13 protein-coding genes are annotated in these 18,292 nt (G+C 65.4%); 3 read left to right on the forward strand and 10 right to left on the reverse strand.

Features of this window, described 5'->3' with window-relative positions; genetic code table 11:
- Positions 1-52 precede the first annotated feature (52 nt).
- The 6 genes from ACVILL_RS07320 to aspT all read right to left on the reverse strand — a co-directional run bounded on the left by ACVILL_RS07320 (position 53) and on the right by aspT (position 8,969).
- Complete coding sequence (locus ACVILL_RS07320) at positions 53-1,090, reverse strand: ABC transporter permease subunit (RefSeq protein ID WP_456728453.1); 1,038 nt, start codon at positions 1,088-1,090, stop codon at positions 53-55.
- On the reverse strand, positions 1,083-2,606 hold the full coding sequence (locus ACVILL_RS07325) for a sugar ABC transporter ATP-binding protein (protein ID WP_456728454.1): 1,524 nt from the start codon (positions 2,604-2,606) through the stop codon (positions 1,083-1,085). Before ACVILL_RS07325 ends, ACVILL_RS07320 begins: the two co-directional genes overlap by 8 nt.
- A gap of 185 nt (positions 2,607-2,791) precedes the next feature.
- Positions 2,792-4,240 carry a xylulokinase gene (xylB, locus tag ACVILL_RS07330; protein ID WP_456728455.1) on the reverse strand — a complete coding sequence of 483 codons (1,449 nt, stop codon included), beginning with the start codon at positions 4,238-4,240 and terminating at the stop codon, positions 2,792-2,794.
- Between the two features lie 206 nt (positions 4,241-4,446).
- Positions 4,447-5,544, reverse strand: a complete 1,098-nt coding sequence (locus ACVILL_RS07335) for an asparaginase (protein WP_456728456.1) — start codon at positions 5,542-5,544, stop codon at positions 4,447-4,449.
- A 100-nt stretch (positions 5,545-5,644) separates the two neighbouring features.
- The gene (locus ACVILL_RS07340; RefSeq protein ID WP_456728457.1) at positions 5,645-7,240 is read right to left on the reverse strand and encodes a bifunctional aspartate transaminase/aspartate 4-decarboxylase; all 1,596 of its coding nucleotides are present in this window, start codon (positions 7,238-7,240) and stop codon (positions 5,645-5,647) included.
- A gap of 40 nt (positions 7,241-7,280) precedes the next feature.
- Positions 7,281-8,969, reverse strand: coding sequence for an aspartate-alanine antiporter (gene aspT / locus ACVILL_RS07345; protein ID WP_456728458.1), 1,689 nt, complete (start codon positions 8,967-8,969; stop codon positions 7,281-7,283).
- Positions 8,970-9,627: 658 nt separating this feature from the next.
- Between aspT and ACVILL_RS07350 the strand changes: the two genes are divergently transcribed.
- From ACVILL_RS07350 to ACVILL_RS07360, 3 genes are all read left to right on the forward strand, one after another.
- Complete coding sequence (locus ACVILL_RS07350) at positions 9,628-10,800, forward strand: acyl-CoA dehydrogenase family protein (protein ID WP_456728459.1); 1,173 nt, start codon at positions 9,628-9,630, stop codon at positions 10,798-10,800.
- Between the two features lie 90 nt (positions 10,801-10,890).
- Positions 10,891-11,505 carry a TetR/AcrR family transcriptional regulator gene (locus ACVILL_RS07355; protein WP_456728460.1) on the forward strand — a complete coding sequence of 205 codons (615 nt, stop codon included), beginning with the start codon at positions 10,891-10,893 and terminating at the stop codon, positions 11,503-11,505.
- A 156-nt stretch (positions 11,506-11,661) separates the two neighbouring features.
- Positions 11,662-12,816: an OpgC domain-containing protein gene (locus ACVILL_RS07360; RefSeq protein ID WP_456728461.1), complete on the forward strand. Its 1,155-nt coding sequence runs from the start codon at positions 11,662-11,664 to the stop codon at positions 12,814-12,816.
- Between the two features lie 51 nt (positions 12,817-12,867).
- Here the strand turns inward: ACVILL_RS07360 and ACVILL_RS07365 are convergent, their stop codons facing one another.
- The 4 genes from ACVILL_RS07365 to ACVILL_RS07380 form a co-directional block, all read right to left on the reverse strand.
- Complete coding sequence (locus ACVILL_RS07365) at positions 12,868-14,157, reverse strand: MFS transporter (protein WP_456728462.1); 1,290 nt, start codon at positions 14,155-14,157, stop codon at positions 12,868-12,870.
- Between the two features lie 147 nt (positions 14,158-14,304).
- Positions 14,305-14,496: a hypothetical protein gene (locus tag ACVILL_RS07370; RefSeq protein ID WP_456728463.1), complete on the reverse strand. Its 192-nt coding sequence runs from the start codon at positions 14,494-14,496 to the stop codon at positions 14,305-14,307.
- Positions 14,496-15,641, reverse strand: a complete 1,146-nt coding sequence (locus ACVILL_RS07375; protein WP_456728464.1) for a PepSY-associated TM helix domain-containing protein — start codon at positions 15,639-15,641, stop codon at positions 14,496-14,498. Before ACVILL_RS07375 ends, ACVILL_RS07370 begins: the two co-directional genes overlap by 1 nt.
- A 19-nt stretch (positions 15,642-15,660) precedes the next feature.
- On the reverse strand, positions 15,661-17,925 hold the full coding sequence (locus ACVILL_RS07380) for a TonB-dependent siderophore receptor (protein ID WP_456728465.1): 2,265 nt from the start codon (positions 17,923-17,925) through the stop codon (positions 15,661-15,663).
- Between the last annotated feature and the right edge of the window lie 367 nt (positions 17,926-18,292).

Raw genomic sequence — 18,292 nt, forward strand, 5'->3', positions numbered from 1 at the left:
GCCTGTTTGAAGCTCCGGCGCGGTGACCAGTGACCGCGACGAATCCTGTGGCTCAGGTCCGCGCCGAGCCCTGCAGCCGGTAGCGGTCGAGCGCCACCGCGCCGATGATCACGAGGCCCTTGATCACATATTGCCAGACGTCGGACACGCCGGTGAGGATCAGGCCGTTCGACAGCACGGCGATGATCAGCGCGCCGACCAGCGTGCCCCAGATCGAACCGATGCCGCCGACGAACGAGGTGCCGCCAAGGATCACGGCGGTAATCGCATCGAGCTCGTAGGACTGGCCGAGTTGCAGGCCGTTGGCGGCGTAAAGCCGCGCCGCCTGCATGGCGCCGCCAAGGCCTGCGAGCAGCCCCGACACACCATAGACGAAGATCAACACGGCCCAGACCTTGATGCCGGCGAGCCGCGCCGCGCTCTCATTGCCGCCGACCGCGTAGATGTGCACGCCGAGCACGGTACGGCGCAGCACCAGCCAGGAGACGAGGATCACGAGCAACGCGATCACCCAGAGCCAGGGAATCGACAGCACGCCGGGAACGAGCGCCAGCGAGCCGTTGCCGATGAAGGCGTAGGGGATCGAGGAATTGAACACTGTGGTGTCGGCCCCCAGCAGGCGGGCCACGCCGCGCACGGCGGTGAGTGACCCCAGCGTCACGATGAAGGGCGGCAGGCGCAGCAGGGCAATGAAGCCGCCATTGAGGACGCCGAAGGCCGCACCCGTGAGCACCGAGACCGGCAACCACCATGCGCCGAAATCGGGAAGTTTGGAGATGATCAGCCCGGCCATTGCGGAGGCCGCGAGAATGGAGCCGACCGAGAGATCGATGCCGCCGGTGAGGATGACGAAGGTCATGCCGGCCGCGAGCACGGTGTTGACGGCGGCCTGCTGCACCACGATGCCGAGATTCTGCGCGGTGAAGAAACGGCCGTCCGACAGCAGATGGAAGCCGACGCACAACAGGACCAGCACCGGCAGCATGCCGGCCGAGCGGATCAAGAGCCGCGTGCGCTGCCGCCTCGTCTCCTGCGCGGCGGCGAGACCGGGCGCGGCGGCGGCCTTCGCGGGAGCACCGTCGTCAGGCATCGAGCTGCTCCATTCCGGTTGCGAGCGCCATGATCTGCTCCTGGTCGAGCGGCGCGGTCGCCGTCCGCTTGATTTCGCCTGCGATCTGTCCGGCGCGCATCACGATGACGCGGTCGCAGATGCCGATGATCTCGGGCAGGTCGGACGAGATCACCAGCACCGCCGTGCCCGACTTCGCCAGATTGTCGATGATCGAATAGATCTCGGACTTGGCGCCGACATCGACGCCACGCGTCGGCTCGTCGAGGATCAATATTTTTGGCGTCGTCGCAAGCAGGCGCGACAGCAGCACCTTCTGCTGGTTGCCGCCGGAGAGGCTACCCGCCGCAGCGCGGATGTCTGCGGCGCGGATGCCCAACGCCGCAAAGGCCTTTCTGGCCCGGTCCCGCGCCTTGTCGCGGTCGAGAATGCCGCCAAGCCTGGCGTCGCGGCCGAGCATCGCGAGATTGATGTTGTCGAGGCAGGACATGTCGAGGAACAGGCCGAGCGCCTTGCGGTCCTCGGTCAGATAGGCAATGCCGGCATCGAGCGCCTCGCCCGGCGTGCGAATGTCGACCGCGTGTCCTTCGATCTCGACATGGCCGGCGGTCTTTGACGCGGCGCCGATGATGAGATGCGCAAGCTCGGTGCGGCCGGCGCCGACCAGGCCGGCGAGACCGACCACCTCGCCGGCATGCACGGTCAGCGAGCAGCCCTTGACGCGCCGTCCGTCCGCGATGTCGACCGCCGCGAGCACGGGCGCACCATGCCGCGCATGCGGGTCGTGCTCCTTTTTGTAGAAGGACGACACATCGCGCCCCACCATCAGCCGGACGATGGTGTCGGCGCGGATCTCGGGCTTGTCGAGCGAGCCGACCAGCGTGCCGTCGCGCAGCACCGTGACGCGGTCGCCGAGCGCGTAGACCTCATCCATGCGATGCGAGATGTAGATGATGGCAAGACCCTCGGCGCGCAGCCGGCGGATCAGGCCGAACAACCGCTCGCTCTCGCCGGCCGACAATGCGGTGGTCGGTTCGTCCATGATCAGGATCTTCGAGCGGGCGTGCAACGCGCGGGCAATCTCGACCAGCTGGCGCTGGCCCATCGAAAGGCTGGCGACCAGCGTCGACGGCGCGAAATTCGCGCCCAGCCGTTCGAGGATCGGGCCGACGGCCATCTCCATCGCCTCGCGCGCCAGCATCCCGAAACGCGAGACTTCGCGGCCGAGATAGACGTTCTGCGCGACGCTGAGATTGGGGGCGAGCGACAGCTCCTGATAGATGATCGAGATACCCGCCGCGTGGCCAGCATGCGGGCCGTTGAAACTCACGGGCCGGCCCTCGATGCGGATTTCGCCGCCCGGATCGGGCCGGTAGGCGCCCGACAAGATCTTCATCAGCGTCGATTTGCCGGCGCCGTTCTCTCCCATCAAAGCGTGGATTTCGCCCGGATAGACCGTGAGGTCGACGCCGCGCAATGCCTTGATGCTGAAGAAAGACTTGGAGACCCGGCGCATCTCGAGGATCGGGTCGTTCATCTTGCCTCCCCACCGCGCCACAGCGCCCAGGACGGCGCCGCGTCGCACCCGCGTCTTGTTTTCTATTCTGCGGGCGCGCGCATTAAACAAAAGGCCGTTGCGTAGAGCAATACCTTCGCGCGATCACAAGTCGGGAACCGGATTCGCGTTGCGGAACCGGCCGCCGGCCGGAGGCGCCACGGCCTTCATCGGCGTTGCGGCCGGTACAGGCTCCGCCACTTCGGAAGCCGGTCGGCATAGGCTTCCGCGAGCGCACGGTCAGGTGCGAATGTCTCGACGCGCTGCGGCGCGATGCAGACGGCCTCGACCGCTTCTCCGCTGACGGCGAGCCGTCCGAGCCGCGCGGCGCCGAACGCGGCGCCGGTTTCGCCATCGGCAAAACGATGCACCGGGATGTTGAGGACGTTGGCCAGCACCGAAAGCCAGAACCGCGACCGCGAGCCGCCGCCGATGGCATCCACCGCCTTGATCGCTACTCCGCTATCGGCCAGCACGTCGCGGCAATCCGCGAGCGCAAAGGCGACGCCTTCGAGCACGGCCTGCACAATGGCGTCACGATCGGTGCCATGACTCAAGCCATCCAGCATGCCGCGCACGTCGGGATCGTCGTGCGGCGTCCGTTCACCGGACAGGTAGGGCAGGAAGCTGACATGCGAGGGCGCCTTCGGGTGCATCCCGAGCGGCGCCAGCAATTCGGCCTCGGGGGTCCGCAACAGCCGCGCAATCCAGGCCAGGCACGACGCCGCCGAGAGGATCGCGCCGGCCTGAATCCACATTCCGGGAACGGCATGACAGAAAGTGTGCACGGCGCGTGCCGGATCGGCGGCGATCGTATCGGTCGGCGCCAGCAGCGCGCCGGAGGTTCCGAGCGAGACGAAGGCGGAGCCGTGGCCGATCGCACCGATGCCGACGGCGCCCGCGGGATTGTCGCCGGCACCTCCGGCGACCATCGGCCGCCTGGTCATACCCCAGCGCTCCGCCAATTCGTTCAGGAGCCGTGCGGCCGGCGCGCAGCCCTCGACCAGCCGCGGCATCTGGCTGCGCGACAGACCGGTCGCGGCCAGCGCGTCGTCGGACCAGTCCCGTCGCGCCGCATCGAGCCACAGCGATCCGGAGGCGTCCGAGATGTCCTCGATCGCCTCGCCGGTCAGCACCAGCCGCAGATAGGCTTTCGGCAGCAGCACCAGCCTGGTGGCCGCGAAAATCTCCGGTTCGTACTTGGCGACCCAGAGCAGCTTGGGCGCCGTGAAGCCCGGCATCGCCTTGTTGCCCGTCGTCGCCCGCAACGCCGGCCAGCGCTGCTCCAGTTCGCCGCATTCCACCGCCGAGCGTCCGTCGTTCCAGAGAATGCAGGGCCGCAACGGCTTCAAGCCGGCATCGAGCAGCGTCGCCCCGTGCATCTGGCCGGACAGGCCAATGCCGACGACACTGGCCAGTTCGACCGGATGATCCGCCTTCAGCGCGTCCAGCGTCGCGAAGGTGGCGGCGATCCACTGCGCCGGGTCCTGCTCGCTATAGCCCGGACGCGGCGAGGCCACCGTCAGCGGCCGGCTGCGGCTCGCCACCACGCGCTGCGACTCGTCGACGAGAACGGTCTTGACCGCAGAGGTGCCGAGATCGATCCCGAGATACATGGTGCCTCGTGCCTATGGGATATGAGGTCAGATTGAAACGATCTCGCTGCACCTCTCCCGCTTGCGGGGGAGGTCGGATTGCATCGCAGATGCAATCCGGGTGGGGGCTCTCTCCACGTTGTGACTCGCGGAGAGAGCCCCCACCCCAACCCTCCCCCGCAAGCGGGAGAGGGAGCCCGACAAATGTGCTCACTTCACATCGCCGATCAAGGCTGTGCGAAAGCCTTCTGAACCGCGGATGGATCGGTGACGCCGTTGGCGATCAGGAGCTCAAGCAGGACGCGCGCCTTCTGCGGATTGAGATCGAGCGAGACGGCAAAGCCGAGCTTGTCGTCCTCGACCTCGACGTTGCGGTTCACATAGCCCGAGCCGACGCGGGTCGAACGCACCACCACGACACCCTGCTTTGCCGCGGCAGCCAGCGCATCGATCGCGCCCTTCGATGAATTGCCGTCGCCGACGCCGGCCAGCACGATGCCCTTGGCGCCGCGCTTGACCGCATCCTCGATCGGCGCGGCGTCCATGTTGGCGTGCGAATAGATGATGTCGACCCGCGGCAATGGCGGCGCATCCGGCAGCTTGAGCTTCGCCGTCTTGATCGTGACGGCCGGTTGCAGGAAGCGCAGCGAGCCGGTGTCGACATAGCCGACCGGCCCCGCATCGGGCGAGCGGAACGTCTGGACGCTGGTGGTATTGGTCTTCTGCACCCGGCGCGCGCCATGGATGGTGTCGTTGAGCACCACCAGCACGCCGCGGCCGCGGGATTCCGGCGCCGAGGCGACCCGCATCGCCTCGTAGAGATTGGCCGGGCCGTCAGCGCCAATCGCGGTCGAGGGCCGCATCGAGCCGACCAGCACGACCGGCATGTCGGTATCCAGCACATTCTGGAGGAAGAACGCGGTCTCCTCCATCGTGTCGGTGCCGTGCGTGATGACGACGCCGTCGACCTCCTTGTTGTCGATTGCCGCGCGGATGCGCTTGACGAGGTCGAACCAGACCTTGTCGTTCATATCCTGCGAGCCGATCGAGGAGATCTGCTCGGCCGAGATCTGGGCAAGCTTGTCGATGCCCGGAATGGCCGCGATCAGGTTCGCCGCGCTGACCTTGCCTGAATCATAGGCATTGCCGGCGCGTTCATTGGCCTGGCCCGCGATGGTGCCGCCGGTGCCGAGCACGAGCAAGCGGGCGAGCGTGGTGTCCGAGGCCCGTTGTGCTGACGCCGGCGAGGCAAGCCCGATCATGAGGGCTGCGGCAAGACCGATGATCGTGCGTGCCAAAAGGTTTGGTTGAAGCGAAAGCGGCATCGTCCCTGTCCTTCCCCATTCATGTCGCATCGGAGCCGGGGCGCGCGCCAGGCAAGGCGCCGGCCCGGAACAAGTCGCGTGAGCCGCACCGCCGGCAGCGTTACGATTTACCCGCCTTTTTGTAGTCGTCGTAATACTCATCGGCAAGCTTGCGCAGCGCGCTGCCGATCGCAGCATATTGATACTCGTTCAGATTGGCGAGCGACGCCCGGCCGGACGGATGCTGGACCCCGAAGCCGCTGCCGGGCAGCAGCACGATGCCGGTCTCGTCGGCGACGCGGAACAGGATCTCGGTCGGGTTCTGGGTCTTCAGCACCCAGGCGGCGAACGCCTCGCCATGCAGTTCGCGCGCAACATCCTCGAGACTGACCAGCGTGTAGTAGTCGACGCTGTCGGCGTCATCCTTCCGCACCACGCCGAGCTTGTCGTACAGCGCGGCATCGCGGCGCCGGATCAGGGCCTTGACCGCCTGCTTGTAGTCCTGCCGCGTGTCCATCAGATTGAACAGCGAGAACAGCACCATCTGCACCTGCTGCGGGGTCGAGAGCCCGGCCGTGTGGTTGAGCGCGACCGCACGGCTGTCCGCGACCAGGCGGTCGATGAATTTCACCTTGCGCGGCTCGGTCGTCAGCGACGCGTAGCGGGTGTCGAGCTCCTTCTTCGCCGCCTCCGGAAGTGCCGCGATCGTCCGGTCGATGACATTGTCGCGGGTCATGGCGATGACGCCGAGGCGCCAGCCGGTCGCCCCGAAATATTTCGAGAACGAGTAGACCAGGATCGTGTTCTGCGGGCAGATCGCAAACAGCGATTTGAAATCGTCGGCGAAGGTGCCGTAGACGTCGTCGGTCAGGACGATCAGGTCGGGACGCTTCTTGACGATCTCGGCGATCGTTTGCAGGCCGGCGTCGTCGAGCTTCACCGACGGCGGGTTGCTGGGGTTGACCAGGAAGAAGGCCTTGATCGCGGGATCCTCGAGCTTCTTGAGTTCGGAGGCGGGATACTGCCAGCCGGTTTTCGCGTCGGCCTCGATCAGCACCTGCTTGAGCTGGTAATCGTTGAGCTCGGGAATCTCCAGGTAAGGCGTGAAGATCGGCGAGCCGATCGCGATCTTGTCGCCGGGCGCGATCAGCCGGTTCTCGCGCATCGAGTTGAAGATATAGGCCATCGCCGCGGTGCCGCCCTCGACGGCGAACAGATCGACGTCCTCGCTCGTCAGGCCGCGCGCACCCATCTCGCGAATGACGTATTCCCGCACGATGCGCTCGCTCACCTTCAGCATCCGGTCGGGCTCCGGATAGTTGGCGCCGAGCACGCCGGCCACCATCTCGAACAGGAACTCGTCCGGGTTCAGGCCGAGCTGGTCGCGAACATAGGACAGCGCCTTGCCGAGAAACACCACGCCCGGCTTGTCGGTATTGCCGGCCACGAAGGTGTTGAAGCGCGCGGCCAACCCTTCTGCGCGCGCCAGGCCGCCGATACCCTCCGACGTGTAGGAGAAGGACAATTCCGCCTCCGACACCGCGAACAGGCCGAGCTGGAAGAAGGCGCGGCGCGGCACCGTCGCGAGGAAATTGGGATTGCCGCGGCCGGCATTGAGCATCAGGCGATCGGCGTGGCTCGACGCGAGCGCGATCAGATTGTCCTTGAGTTCGAACGGGCTCAGCTTGGAATATTGCGAATAGTCCATTTTGGCCATTTTCGGTTCTCCTTTACTACGACAACGCTGGCCCGCACCGTCACGCGAAGGCGACGATCAGGGGGCCAAGCAAGGTCAGGAATACGTTCGCCAGCGCATAGGTGATGGCGAAGGGAGCGGTCGGGATGGAGTTGCCGGCCTTGTCGAGCACGCCGCCGAATGCCGGATTGGCGCTACGCGATCCCGACAGCGCGCCGGCGAACACCGCCGCATTGTCGTAACGCAGCACGTAGCGGCCGAACAGCATGGCCAGGATCAACGGCACCAGCGTCACCACGGCCCCGATCAGGAACAGCGTGAGACCGCTGCTGGCGATGGTGTGGATCGCCTGCAGGCCGGATTGCAGGCCGACCGCGGCGACGAAGCCGGCAAGGCCGAGATCCTTCAGGATCTGCGAGGCCGGCGCCGGCATGTTGCCCATGGTCTGGTGCCGGCTGCGCAGCCAGCCGAACAGCAGGCCGGACAGCAGCGCGCCACCGCCGGCGCCGAGCGTCAGCGGGATCGAGCCGGCGCGGATCACGATCAAACCGATCAGGAGACCGAACACCAGGCCCGCACCGTGGAATACGAAGTCGGTTTTGATGTCGATGGTGAGCGGCGATCCGGCCTCGGCGACCATGCGCTTGAGGTCCTGCTCGGTGCCATAGGCGGTGATCACATCGCCGATCTTCACGACCGTGCTGTCGCTCAGCGCAAGCGGCTCGCCGGATCGAGCGACGCCGATCAGATAGATGCCGTGGCGAAGCGCTGCCGTCGCGGAGCGCTTGATCTCGGCCAACGACTTGCCGTCATAGGCCGGATTGCGCAGGATCACGTCCTGCGTATCCATCACCAGCTCCATGCCCGGCACGCTCTCGAGCTCGCTGCCGAGCCCGCTAGCTACCGCCACCACGCCGGCCCGCCGGCCGACCACGAGCACGATGTCGCCCTGCCTCAATGCGACATCAGGCGTGACCGGGATCAATTGATCCTTGCGCTTGATGCGCTCGACCGTGATCGTCGCGTCGCCCGCCGAACCTTCGATCGCGGCCACGGTCTTGCCGGCGCCGCCGCCGACGTCATAGAGGCGTCCGACGATCTCCGGCAGCGCGGGCGCTTCGCCCGGCCCGAACACGACCGCGCCCTTCAGCCGTTCCGCCTCGGCCTTCAGCGCATCGTCGCGGATGTCGCGGCCCATGAAGCGCGGCAGCAGGTTGACGCAGATGATGATCGCGCCGAGCGAGCCGAAGATGTAGGACACCGCGTAGCCGATCGCGACGTTGGCCTGCAATTTCTGCACCTCGGGCGCGGCAAGCCCGAGCCGCGACAACGCATCGCCCGCCGTGCCGATGATCGCCGACTGGGTGAGGCCGCCTGCGGCAAGCCCCGCGGCCGTTCCCTTGTCGAGCGAGAACAGCTTTGCCATCACGATCACGGTGAGCAGCCCGGCGACCGCCGTGAACACCGCAAGGAAGATCTCGCGCAGCGACTGCCGGCCCAGCGACTTGAAGAACTGCGGACCGCTTTCGAAGCCGACCGCGTAGATGAACAGCGCGAACAGCAGCGCCTTCTCGCCATTGTCGACGGAGACGCCGAACAGGCTGAGCGCGACGGCGGCGAGCAACGATCCGGCGACGCCGCCGAGCTGGAATTTGCCGTAGTGGATCTGCCCGATCCAGTAACCGACCGCCAGCGACAAGAACAGCAGGATCTCCGGCGCCTGCTTCAGGTTCTGCTGTACCCACTCCATCGTCGCCTCCTGTGGTGGCCAATCCAAATCGATCAGAGGTCTTGGTTACATTCGCGAGGGGACCGTTCGCCCGCGACTATTCAGATCCGTCAATGGCGACGGGATCGAGGGAACGGCGGCGCTGACGATGAAGCATCGTTCGCGGTTGTGTGAGATCGATGGAGTGGCCGGCCGGCACGGACGCAACGACTGAGCGAGCAACGACTGACGGGGTTCGTCGGAACGCGATACAGCGGCATCAACTGAATACCCTTGTATGTCTCGACAGCCTGACCCGCCGACGTCAGCGGTTCAGGTCCGCATTGCAGCCCCGATCCGAATGATTGCATACTATTGGCATCGCGACTAGTGCGCGACTATTTCATTTTGATTTCATTTGAGCGCAACGGCGAACCGTTGCCAGCGACGCGCACGAGTTCCACTGCACGGCGTTACCGCCGCGACGATATGCCATCTGTCGTGCACGCAGCGGATTTGTGCTGCGCACCAACCTGCCGGGTTAGAAGATGTGACGGAGCGGTGACGGCGGATCGCGCGGCCTTTCACGAGTCCCATTGCCTGCACGGCACAAGCTCACCGATCTTCTGGTGTTGAACCTTTGACTTTTGCGGAATGATGGCGCACATTTTTTCGAAGATTATTCGAATTCTGGTGCATCATGCATTTCGAGCTTCCCGACGACCTCCGCGTCCTGCAAAAGCGGGTGCGCGATTTCGTGCGCAGCGAGCTTCAACCTCACGACGCCGCGATCGAGGCCACTGGCGAGGTACCGGAGCGCGCGATGGCCGGCCTGCGCCGGATGGGATTGTTCGGCACCAACACGCCGAAGCGATTCGGCGGGCTCGGCCTCTCGATGCTCGGCAGCTGCATTGCGATCGAGGAACTCGCGAAAGCGCACACCGCCTTCTACTATCTGAGCGGGGTGAACGTTCATATCGGATCGAAGGCGATCGAGTTCTTCGCGCAGCCCGCCGTGCGTGACCGGTGGCTGCCCGAGCTTGCCAGCGGGCGCGTGATCGGCGGCTTCGCGCTGACCGAGCCGAACGCGGGATCGGATGCCGCGCGCATCCAGACCCGGGCGCGGCGCGACGGCGACCACTATGTGCTCGACGGCCGCAAGACCTACATCACCAACGCACCGGTCGCCGGCGTCTTCACCGTGTTCGCCACACTCGATCCGTCGGCCGGCGCGAAGGGCATCGCGGCCTTTGTCGTGGACGCAAAGACGCCGGGCCTCACCATCGGCCGCGTGGTCGAGATGGCCGCCGGGCGCGGCTCTGATCATGCCGAGGTGACCTTCGAGAATTGCCGCGTCCCGCGGGAGAACCTGCTGGGCCAGGAGGGCGAGGGATTCGCCATCGCGATGCGGTGCCTGGATGCCGGACGCACGCATTGGGGCGCCTATTGCGTCGGCGCGGCAAGCCAGCTTCTCGACTACGCGCTCGATCATGTCTCGCAGCGCGAGACCTTCGGGCGCAAGCTGCGCGATCATCAGGGCATCGAATGGCAGATCGCCGACATGGCGAGCGCGCTGCACGCCGCACGCCTTGTCGCCTATGAAGCCGCCTGGCGCTACGACCAGGGCGACGCCGCCGCCCGCACCGCGGCGGCAGCGCTCTCGAAATATACCGGCGCCGACATGGTGCAGCGCATCGCCGACACGACCATGCAGCTGTTCGGTGGTGCCGGTTATTCCAAAGACCAGCCGATCGAGCGGATCTGGCGGGAAACGCGGGTGGTGCGCATTCTGGACGGCACCTCCGAGATCATGCGTCAGATCATCGCCCGCAACGCATTCCGCAACCATGAGCGGCGCAACGCGCCGGCCTGACGGCTCGCTTTACCGCTGGATGCCTTCGCAATAGCGCTTGTGTTCCGGTCCCGCTGCCTTACTGTTTTTCAGGGACGCGAGGAGACGAAGGTGGCTTCGGGGACGACGCTCAAGCTCAAGCAACAACGCAGCCGCGACCGGCGCGAGCAGATCCTCTCGGCAGCCACCAGGCTGTTCGGCGAGCGAGGCATCGACGGCACCTCGCTCACCGAGATCGCCGCCGCGGCGAAAGTGCCGCTCTCCAGCATCTACGATTATTTCGAGGACAAGCGCGCGCTGGTGCTCGACGTTCCCGAGGGCAATTTCGAGGCGCTGTATCAGAAGACCGAGCCGCTGCTGGTGAAGGGCGGCGACCCCGTCGAGCAGCTCCGCATCATCTTCCTGACCAACTTCCAGTACATCAAGGACAACCCGAGCTGGGGCCGCGTGTTCTTCCTGGAGATCTGGCCGAGCGTGCTTGCCGCCGAGCCGCGGATCAAGAAGGCGGTCGACAAATACGCGCTGCGCTATGTCCAGCTGATCAAGCAGGCGAGCCGCGCCGGCACTTATCGCCGCAATCTCGATCCCTACACCGCGATGTCGCTGATGATGGGCGGGATGTGCCACCTCACCGCGGTCTGGCTGCTCTACGGCCGCAAGTACGACCTGGTGAAGAAGGGCAAGGCGCTGTTCACCACACTTCACAACGGGTTCGTCCAGCACTAGACGCGACTTCAACGCGTACGGCAGTGCAGATCACGACAGTTCGGTACAAGCGACAGCTCCAGAAAACCGTTACACAGCCGTCCGGATCGTGTTCTAGTATGACGCTGTGGGCGGCCCGTGGCGGGACACGCGGGCACCAGGGATGGGAGCGAACCGATGGACGTCAAGGCTGTTCTGCCCCCGCGTGGCCGCGACTATCGCCTCGATCTGCTGCGCGGTTTCGCCAACTGGGCGATCTATCTCGATCACATCCCGAACAACGCGGTGAACTGGATCACGCAGAAGAATTTCGGCTTCAGCGATGCGGCCGATCTGTTCGTGTTCATCTCCGGCTACACCGCATCCTTCGTCTATGGGCGCATGATGATCGAGCGCGGCACCGTGATCGGCGCCACCCGCCTGATCAAGCGGGCCTGGCAGATCTATGTCGCGCATGTCCTGCTGTTCGTGATCTACATCGCCGAGATCGGTTATCTCGCCCAGCGCTACCGCGACCCCAATCTGGAGAACGAGTTCAACGTCGCGGGCTTCATGCAGAACCCGGCCGAGACGCTCTATCAGGGCCTGATCCTGGCGTTCAAGCCGGTCAACATGGACGTGCTGCCGCTCTACATCGCACTGATGGTCTGCTATCCGCTGGTGCTGTGGGCGATGCTGCGGAAGCTCAATCTGACGCTGCTGGCCTCGTTCCTGCTCTACCTCGCGGCACGCCATTTCGGCTGGAATCTGCCCGCCTATCCGTACGGCTCGTGGTACTTCAACCCGTTCTGCTGGCAGTTCCTGTTCGTGTTCGGCGGCTGGTTCGCGCTCGGCGGCGCCGGCGAATCGATCACCTTCATCCGCTCGCGCGCCTTCCTGTGGCTCGGCGGCGCCTATCTGCTGTTCGCGCTGGTCATGACGCTGGCGGGCCGTTTCCCGGAACTAGGACAGGCGATGCCGACCTGGCTCTATGACGCCTTCAATCCCAACGACAAGACCAATCTCGCGCCCTATCGCGTGCTGCACTTCGTGGTGCTCGCCTTCTTCGTCACGCGTTACCTGCCGCGCGAATGGCCAGGATATGAATGGCCGATCATGCAGCCGATCATCAAATGCGGTCAGCAGTCGCTCGAGGTGTTCTGCTCGGGCGTCTTCCTCGCCGTGGTCGCGCATGTGGTGCTGGTCGAGGTTTCCGGCAGCCTCTGGATGCAGATCGTGGTCAGCGCTGTCGGCATCATGCTGATGACCGTGCTGGCCTATTACCGCTCCTGGTCGAAGAAGGTCGACAAGGCGCCCGCGAGAGCAGCACCCGTCGCCAAGCCGGCGGAGTAAGCTCCCTCTTTGAAGCGTGACGGCCCCACGCGCAACGCGCAAGCCGCGCAGCTATCTCGCGAGCGGCTTGCCGGCCGTCTCCGGCGCCAGCCGGATCAGGGGCAGGCCGACCACATAGATCAGCGACAGCAGTGAGATCGCCAGCGGGAAGCTGCCGGTGCGCGCGGCGAGCGCGCCGATCAGGGTCGGGCCGGCGGCGCCGAGCACGCGGCCCATGCTGAACGCGAAGCCGGAGCCCGACCCGCGCAGTGCGGACGGAAACATCTCCGGCAACCAGATCGTGAACAGGCCGAACACGCCGTTGGTGAAGAAGCCGAGCACCGGCAGCAGCATCATGAACAGCGTCAGGCTGTCGAGCCATTCGATCGCGACCTCATAGCAGACGACGACAGAGACCAGCCCGCCGATGAAGAATAGCACCGCGGTGCGGCGCCGGCTGCCGAGCCAGCCAGTCAACCACGGCACCATGAAGCAGCCGATCAACGTGCCGACATTGGTGATCAGGCCCGCCACCGCGCCCATCTCCTGCGCATGCGCTGGCGTTGCGCCGGCGGCGACCAGCTTGGTCGAGATCACGGTGGGCGCCCAGAAGTTCGACGACCACAGGCCGAAGATGATGCAGGCCATCATCAATGCTGCGGCCCAGGTGGACCGCGCCTGATCGCCGGTAAACAGCGCCGAGACCGGAGGCTGCTCGCGTGATGCGTCGCGTTCGGGCTCGGGAATGTTGCTGCGCAGATACGCAATCAGCAGCGCCGGCAAAATGCCGAGCAGGAACATGCCGCGCCAGCCCAGCGTGCTGCCGATGGCAAGCGTGACGGCGGCGGCGAGGAACAGCCCAGTCGGCGTCGCCGTGTGCAGCCATCCGGCGAGCCGCACCCGCGTATTCTCCGGCACGGATTCCTGCAGCAGCGGCGTGCCCGCGGCCCACTCGCCGCCGATGCCGAAGCCGGCGACAAAGCGGAACAATGCGAACATCACGATCCCGGTCGCAAGCCCGCACAACGCCGTGAACACCGAGTAGACCAGCACCGTCCAGCACATGATCCTGACGCGTCCATAGCGATCCGCGGCCCAGCCCCAGACCATCGAGCAGGCCCAGCCCAGCATGAAGATCGAAAACAGCAGCCCGCCATAGATGCCGATATTGGCCTTGCTCGGCTCGATGCCGCTCGCAGGCAGCAATTCGCTCAAGGCGCTGACCAGGATGTAGGCATACATCGAGGAATCGAAGCCATCGAGCATCCAGCCGAACCAGGTCGCCCAAAACACCTTTCGCGGCGACACCGCACCAAGCGCCGCCACCGACGGCGCTACGGCATCAACGATGCTCTCAGTCATGTTTCCTCGCACGTTTCTTCTGTGCGCGGACTATGCCGGGGTTTGCGCGACGAAACACCTCCGGCAAACGGGACGGAGGTATCCGGCACGAGAATAGCGGCACCATTCACATCGACGCCATCGCGGCAGCGCGAGCACCCGCGTCTGCTAGGAGGAACGCGCGGAACGCCGGAACAGGTAGAAGGCGATGACAGCGAGCGGCACGGCAAGTGCCAGCCAGGAGGCCTGGTCCCAGATGCCGTCGCCGAGCAGCGCCGACACCAGCCCGAAGGCGATCACGGCTGATATCAGCGCCGGCGTCAGGAAGACCTGCGTGATCGAACGCCTCGTTATCGACATCAGCCTCGCTCCGCGCCCGCGATAAGCGGCTGGCCCGCCGCAACGGACGTACGCGCCGGCGCCTTGCGCAGCTTCGCCGCCCAGAGATAGAGGCCGCTGCCGAGCACGACGATGGTCGCGAGATCGAGCAAAGCCCAGATGATCTTGAGCGGCATGCCGCCATAATCGCCGAAATGCAGCGGACGCGACACGAACAATGCCTGGACATAGAGCGGCATGTCCCTGGTTTCGCCAAACGTACCGTCATCCGCGTTGATCAGCACCGGCTTGAGGAGCCGCGAGGTCAGCGGCTGGTCGCCGCGGAGATAGACGCCGTAATGATGGCCACCGGCAAATTGCGATCCAGGCATGGCAACGGACTGCACTTTCATGCCCGGCGCATGCGCGAGCGCCGTATCGATCGCGCCTTGCGCGGATGCGAGCTTCGGCGGCACCGGCGCGTTGCGCCACGGACCCAGCATGGCGACGAGCTCGGTCCGCTGCCAATGCTGGGCGATCTGCGTGGACAGCGTGTTGATGACGCCGGTCACGCCGACGACGAGCGTCCATGCCAGGATGACGATACCGAGCAGATTATGCATGTCGAGCCAGTACAGGCGACGGCGCGGCCTGATGGTGCCGAAATCCAGCCGCCGCATGAACGGCCCGTAGACGACGACTCCTGAGGCGATCGCGAGCAGGAAACAAAGACCCATGGCGCCAAGAAACAGCATGCCCGGCTGCTCCAGAAACAGGTCGGTATGCAGGTCGAGCAGAAACTTGGTGACGGCGCCACGGGCGGCAGCGCCGACGTGGAGGACCCGTCCGGTGCGCGAATCGACGCTGACGATGACCTCGGTTTTCGGCGCGGCAACGCTCGATGCCATGTAGACGTGCCAGATCGGATTCTCGTCGTCGGCACCGACGATCGTCACCACCTGGTCCGGCTGCGCCGCGCGTGCGGTCTCGATAATCCGGTCGAAGCTCAGCAACGGCGCGTTGCCCGGAGCCTGATCGGGCTCGATGGTGGCGCCCAATGCCGCATCGATCTCATCGTGGAAGATCAGCGGCAACCCCGTCACGCACAGCATCAGCAGGAACAGCGTGCAGACGAGGCTGGTCCACTTGTGGACCTGCTTCCAGATCCGGATCGATCGCGGCGTCATGCGGAACGGCCCTCCATCCTCACCAGGTGTAGCGAACGCTGCCGATCACCGCCCGCCCGGAGCCGAGGAAACAGGAATTCAGCGTCGTGCAGGAGGCGACGTAATACTTGTCGAACAGGTTGGTGGCGTTCACCGCAACCGAGACGCCGCGCAGCCTGCGATCGAGATTCGACAGGTCGTAATGCACGGCGGCGTCGAACAGCGTGTAGCTCGGGATCGAGATCGTGTTGGCGAGATCGCCGTAGGAATCGCCGATGTAGCGGACGCCGCCACCGAAGCCGAAGCCGGCGAGCTGGCCCTGCTGGAAGGTGTAATCGGCCCACAGCGCCGCCTGGTTCATCGGCTGGATGATGAGGTGCTTGTTGAGTTGCGACGGCGTATTGCTCTTGGTCGTCAGCGTGTCGGTGTAGGCGTAGGACGCGACCAGCTTCAATCCTTCGGTCAGGCTCGCTTGCGCCTGGAATTCGGCGCCGCGCGAGCGCGCCGCGCCGGTCTGCACGCTGAACCCTGTCGCGGTCAGGTCCGGTGTGACGACGTTCTGCTGCGTCATGTCGAACAGCGCGGCCGTCAGCAGCAGGTTGGTCCCGAAAGGCTGGTACTTAACGCCGATCTCGGCCTGCTCGGCCGTGGTCGGCCGCAGCGCGGCGCCGCTGGCCGTCAGACCGAGCGTCGGCTGGAACGAGGTCGCATACGCGATGTAGGGCGCAATGCCGGAATCGAACACGTAGTTCAGGCCGACGCGCCCGGTGAATGCCTGATCGTCCTGGCTCTGCTGCGTCCCCTTCAGGAAGTTCAACGTGTCGGTCGAGACCCAGTCGCTGCGGCCGCTCAGCGTCAGCCGCCAGCGGTCGAGCGCGATCTGGTCCTGCACATAGAGGCCGGCCTGGCTCTGCCGCTGGCCGGTGTTCATGGTGGTCGCCGGCATCGCGATCGACGCACCATAGACCGTGTTGTAGAGATTGATCGGCGGAGCCGTGGCGCTGCCGAATTTGAGTTCACTGGTGGTGTAACGATAGTCGGCGCCGAGCAGCACGGTATGGGCGACCGGGCCGGTCGAGAAACGCGCCTCGGCCTGGTTATCCAGGGTGACGGCGTTGGCGTTTTCCGGGAACGAAAACACACCACGATTGAGCGTCGTCTGGTCCGGCTGCAGCGCTGTCGAGCCCAGCGCACCGGCACCGGCGACCGCGTAGGTGTTGGTCTGCAGATCGAAATAGCGAACGTTCTGCCGCACCGTCCAGACTTCGTTGAACGAGTGCTCGAACTGGTAACCCACCCAATATTGCGTGCGGTCGAAATGATCGAAGCCCTGCTCACCGAGGAACTTGGTGAGCGGGATGCGGCCGTTCGGGTTCGGCAGCAACGTGCCGGACGCGGGGTAGAACTGCAGCGTGAGGCCGGTCATGTCGCGCTGGTAGCCGCTCAGGAAGGTGAACGTGGTGTCGAGGTCGGGCTTCCAGGTGAACGACGGTGCGATCGCGCCGCGGAAGTCGTTGACGAAATCGACCTGCGTTCCGCCATCATGAACCGTGCCGGCGAAACGCCAGAACAGGTCGCCCTTCGGGCTCGCGCCGCCGACGTCGAAATTGCCCTGGACCTTGCCCCAGTTGTCGGCGAGCAGTTCGAGCGAATTGATCGGCGTGGCCGACGGCAGCCGGCTGACCAGATTGACGAGGCCACCGGGCGCGACCGCGCCGTAGAGCGACGACGAAGGCCCGCGCAGCACCTCGATCCGCTCCAGCAGGGCGAGATCGAGCTTCGGCTGGCCGAACTGGCTCGCACCATAGGGCAACTGCATGCCGTCGAGATAGAGCAACGGCTGGAAGCCGCGGATGCGCAGCGATTCAAAGCGCGTGTCGTTCGGGCTGTTGGTGACGACGCCCGGCGTGTAGCTGATCGCCTGCGCCACCGAGCGCGCGCCCTGGTCGCGAATCTGCTCGCGGCCGATCACCGAGATCGACTGCGGCACCTCGAGGATCGAGGTATTGGTCTTGGTTCCCGTCAGCGTGCGATGCGCGACATAGCCCTGGATCGGACCTTCGCCCTGCAGGAACGTGCCGCGGCTCGCCGCCGTCTCGGTGTGCGGCAAGGCGTTCGGCACGCTGCGGCTTGCAGCCGCCCTCGGCCGGTTCGTGCGCGCCGAGCGCGAACTGCGCGACGCCGCCACGCGCGCTTGCGTCCGCGGCTTCGGCGCCTCGACGGTCACCGGCGGCAGTGCCGCCGCGCCCTGGCCGTTTCCCGCGGTCTGCGCAGCCCCCGCCGTCGCATATCCCGCCAACGCCACCACACAAACAACGATCGGAGCCCTCGCTCCAGCACCCTGCATTCCCACGCGTCACGCCCCATGCAACCGATGAGGCAGCCGTAACGCCGCAGCTTCGTGGAGAAAAGAATTCGCAGCCGACGTTTGGATAGAATCACTCTTAGAGCGCTTCCAAAATCCGTGAAAGCTTCGACTTTCGTATTCGGTCTCGCGACGCGAAGGTACGATGGAACGCCACTCCCGCTTGCATCGGAAAAAATTGTCGATGACGGTCGCATCGCTGAACCGTTCAGAAACGGTTCCCGACACAGGACGATACACACGGTGTTCGGCTACGCTCTTTCCGCAACGCGTGCGGTCACGCGAGTTCGGCGCCACCACGCGGAGG

Source organism: Bradyrhizobium sp. USDA 3364, assembly GCF_054056355.1.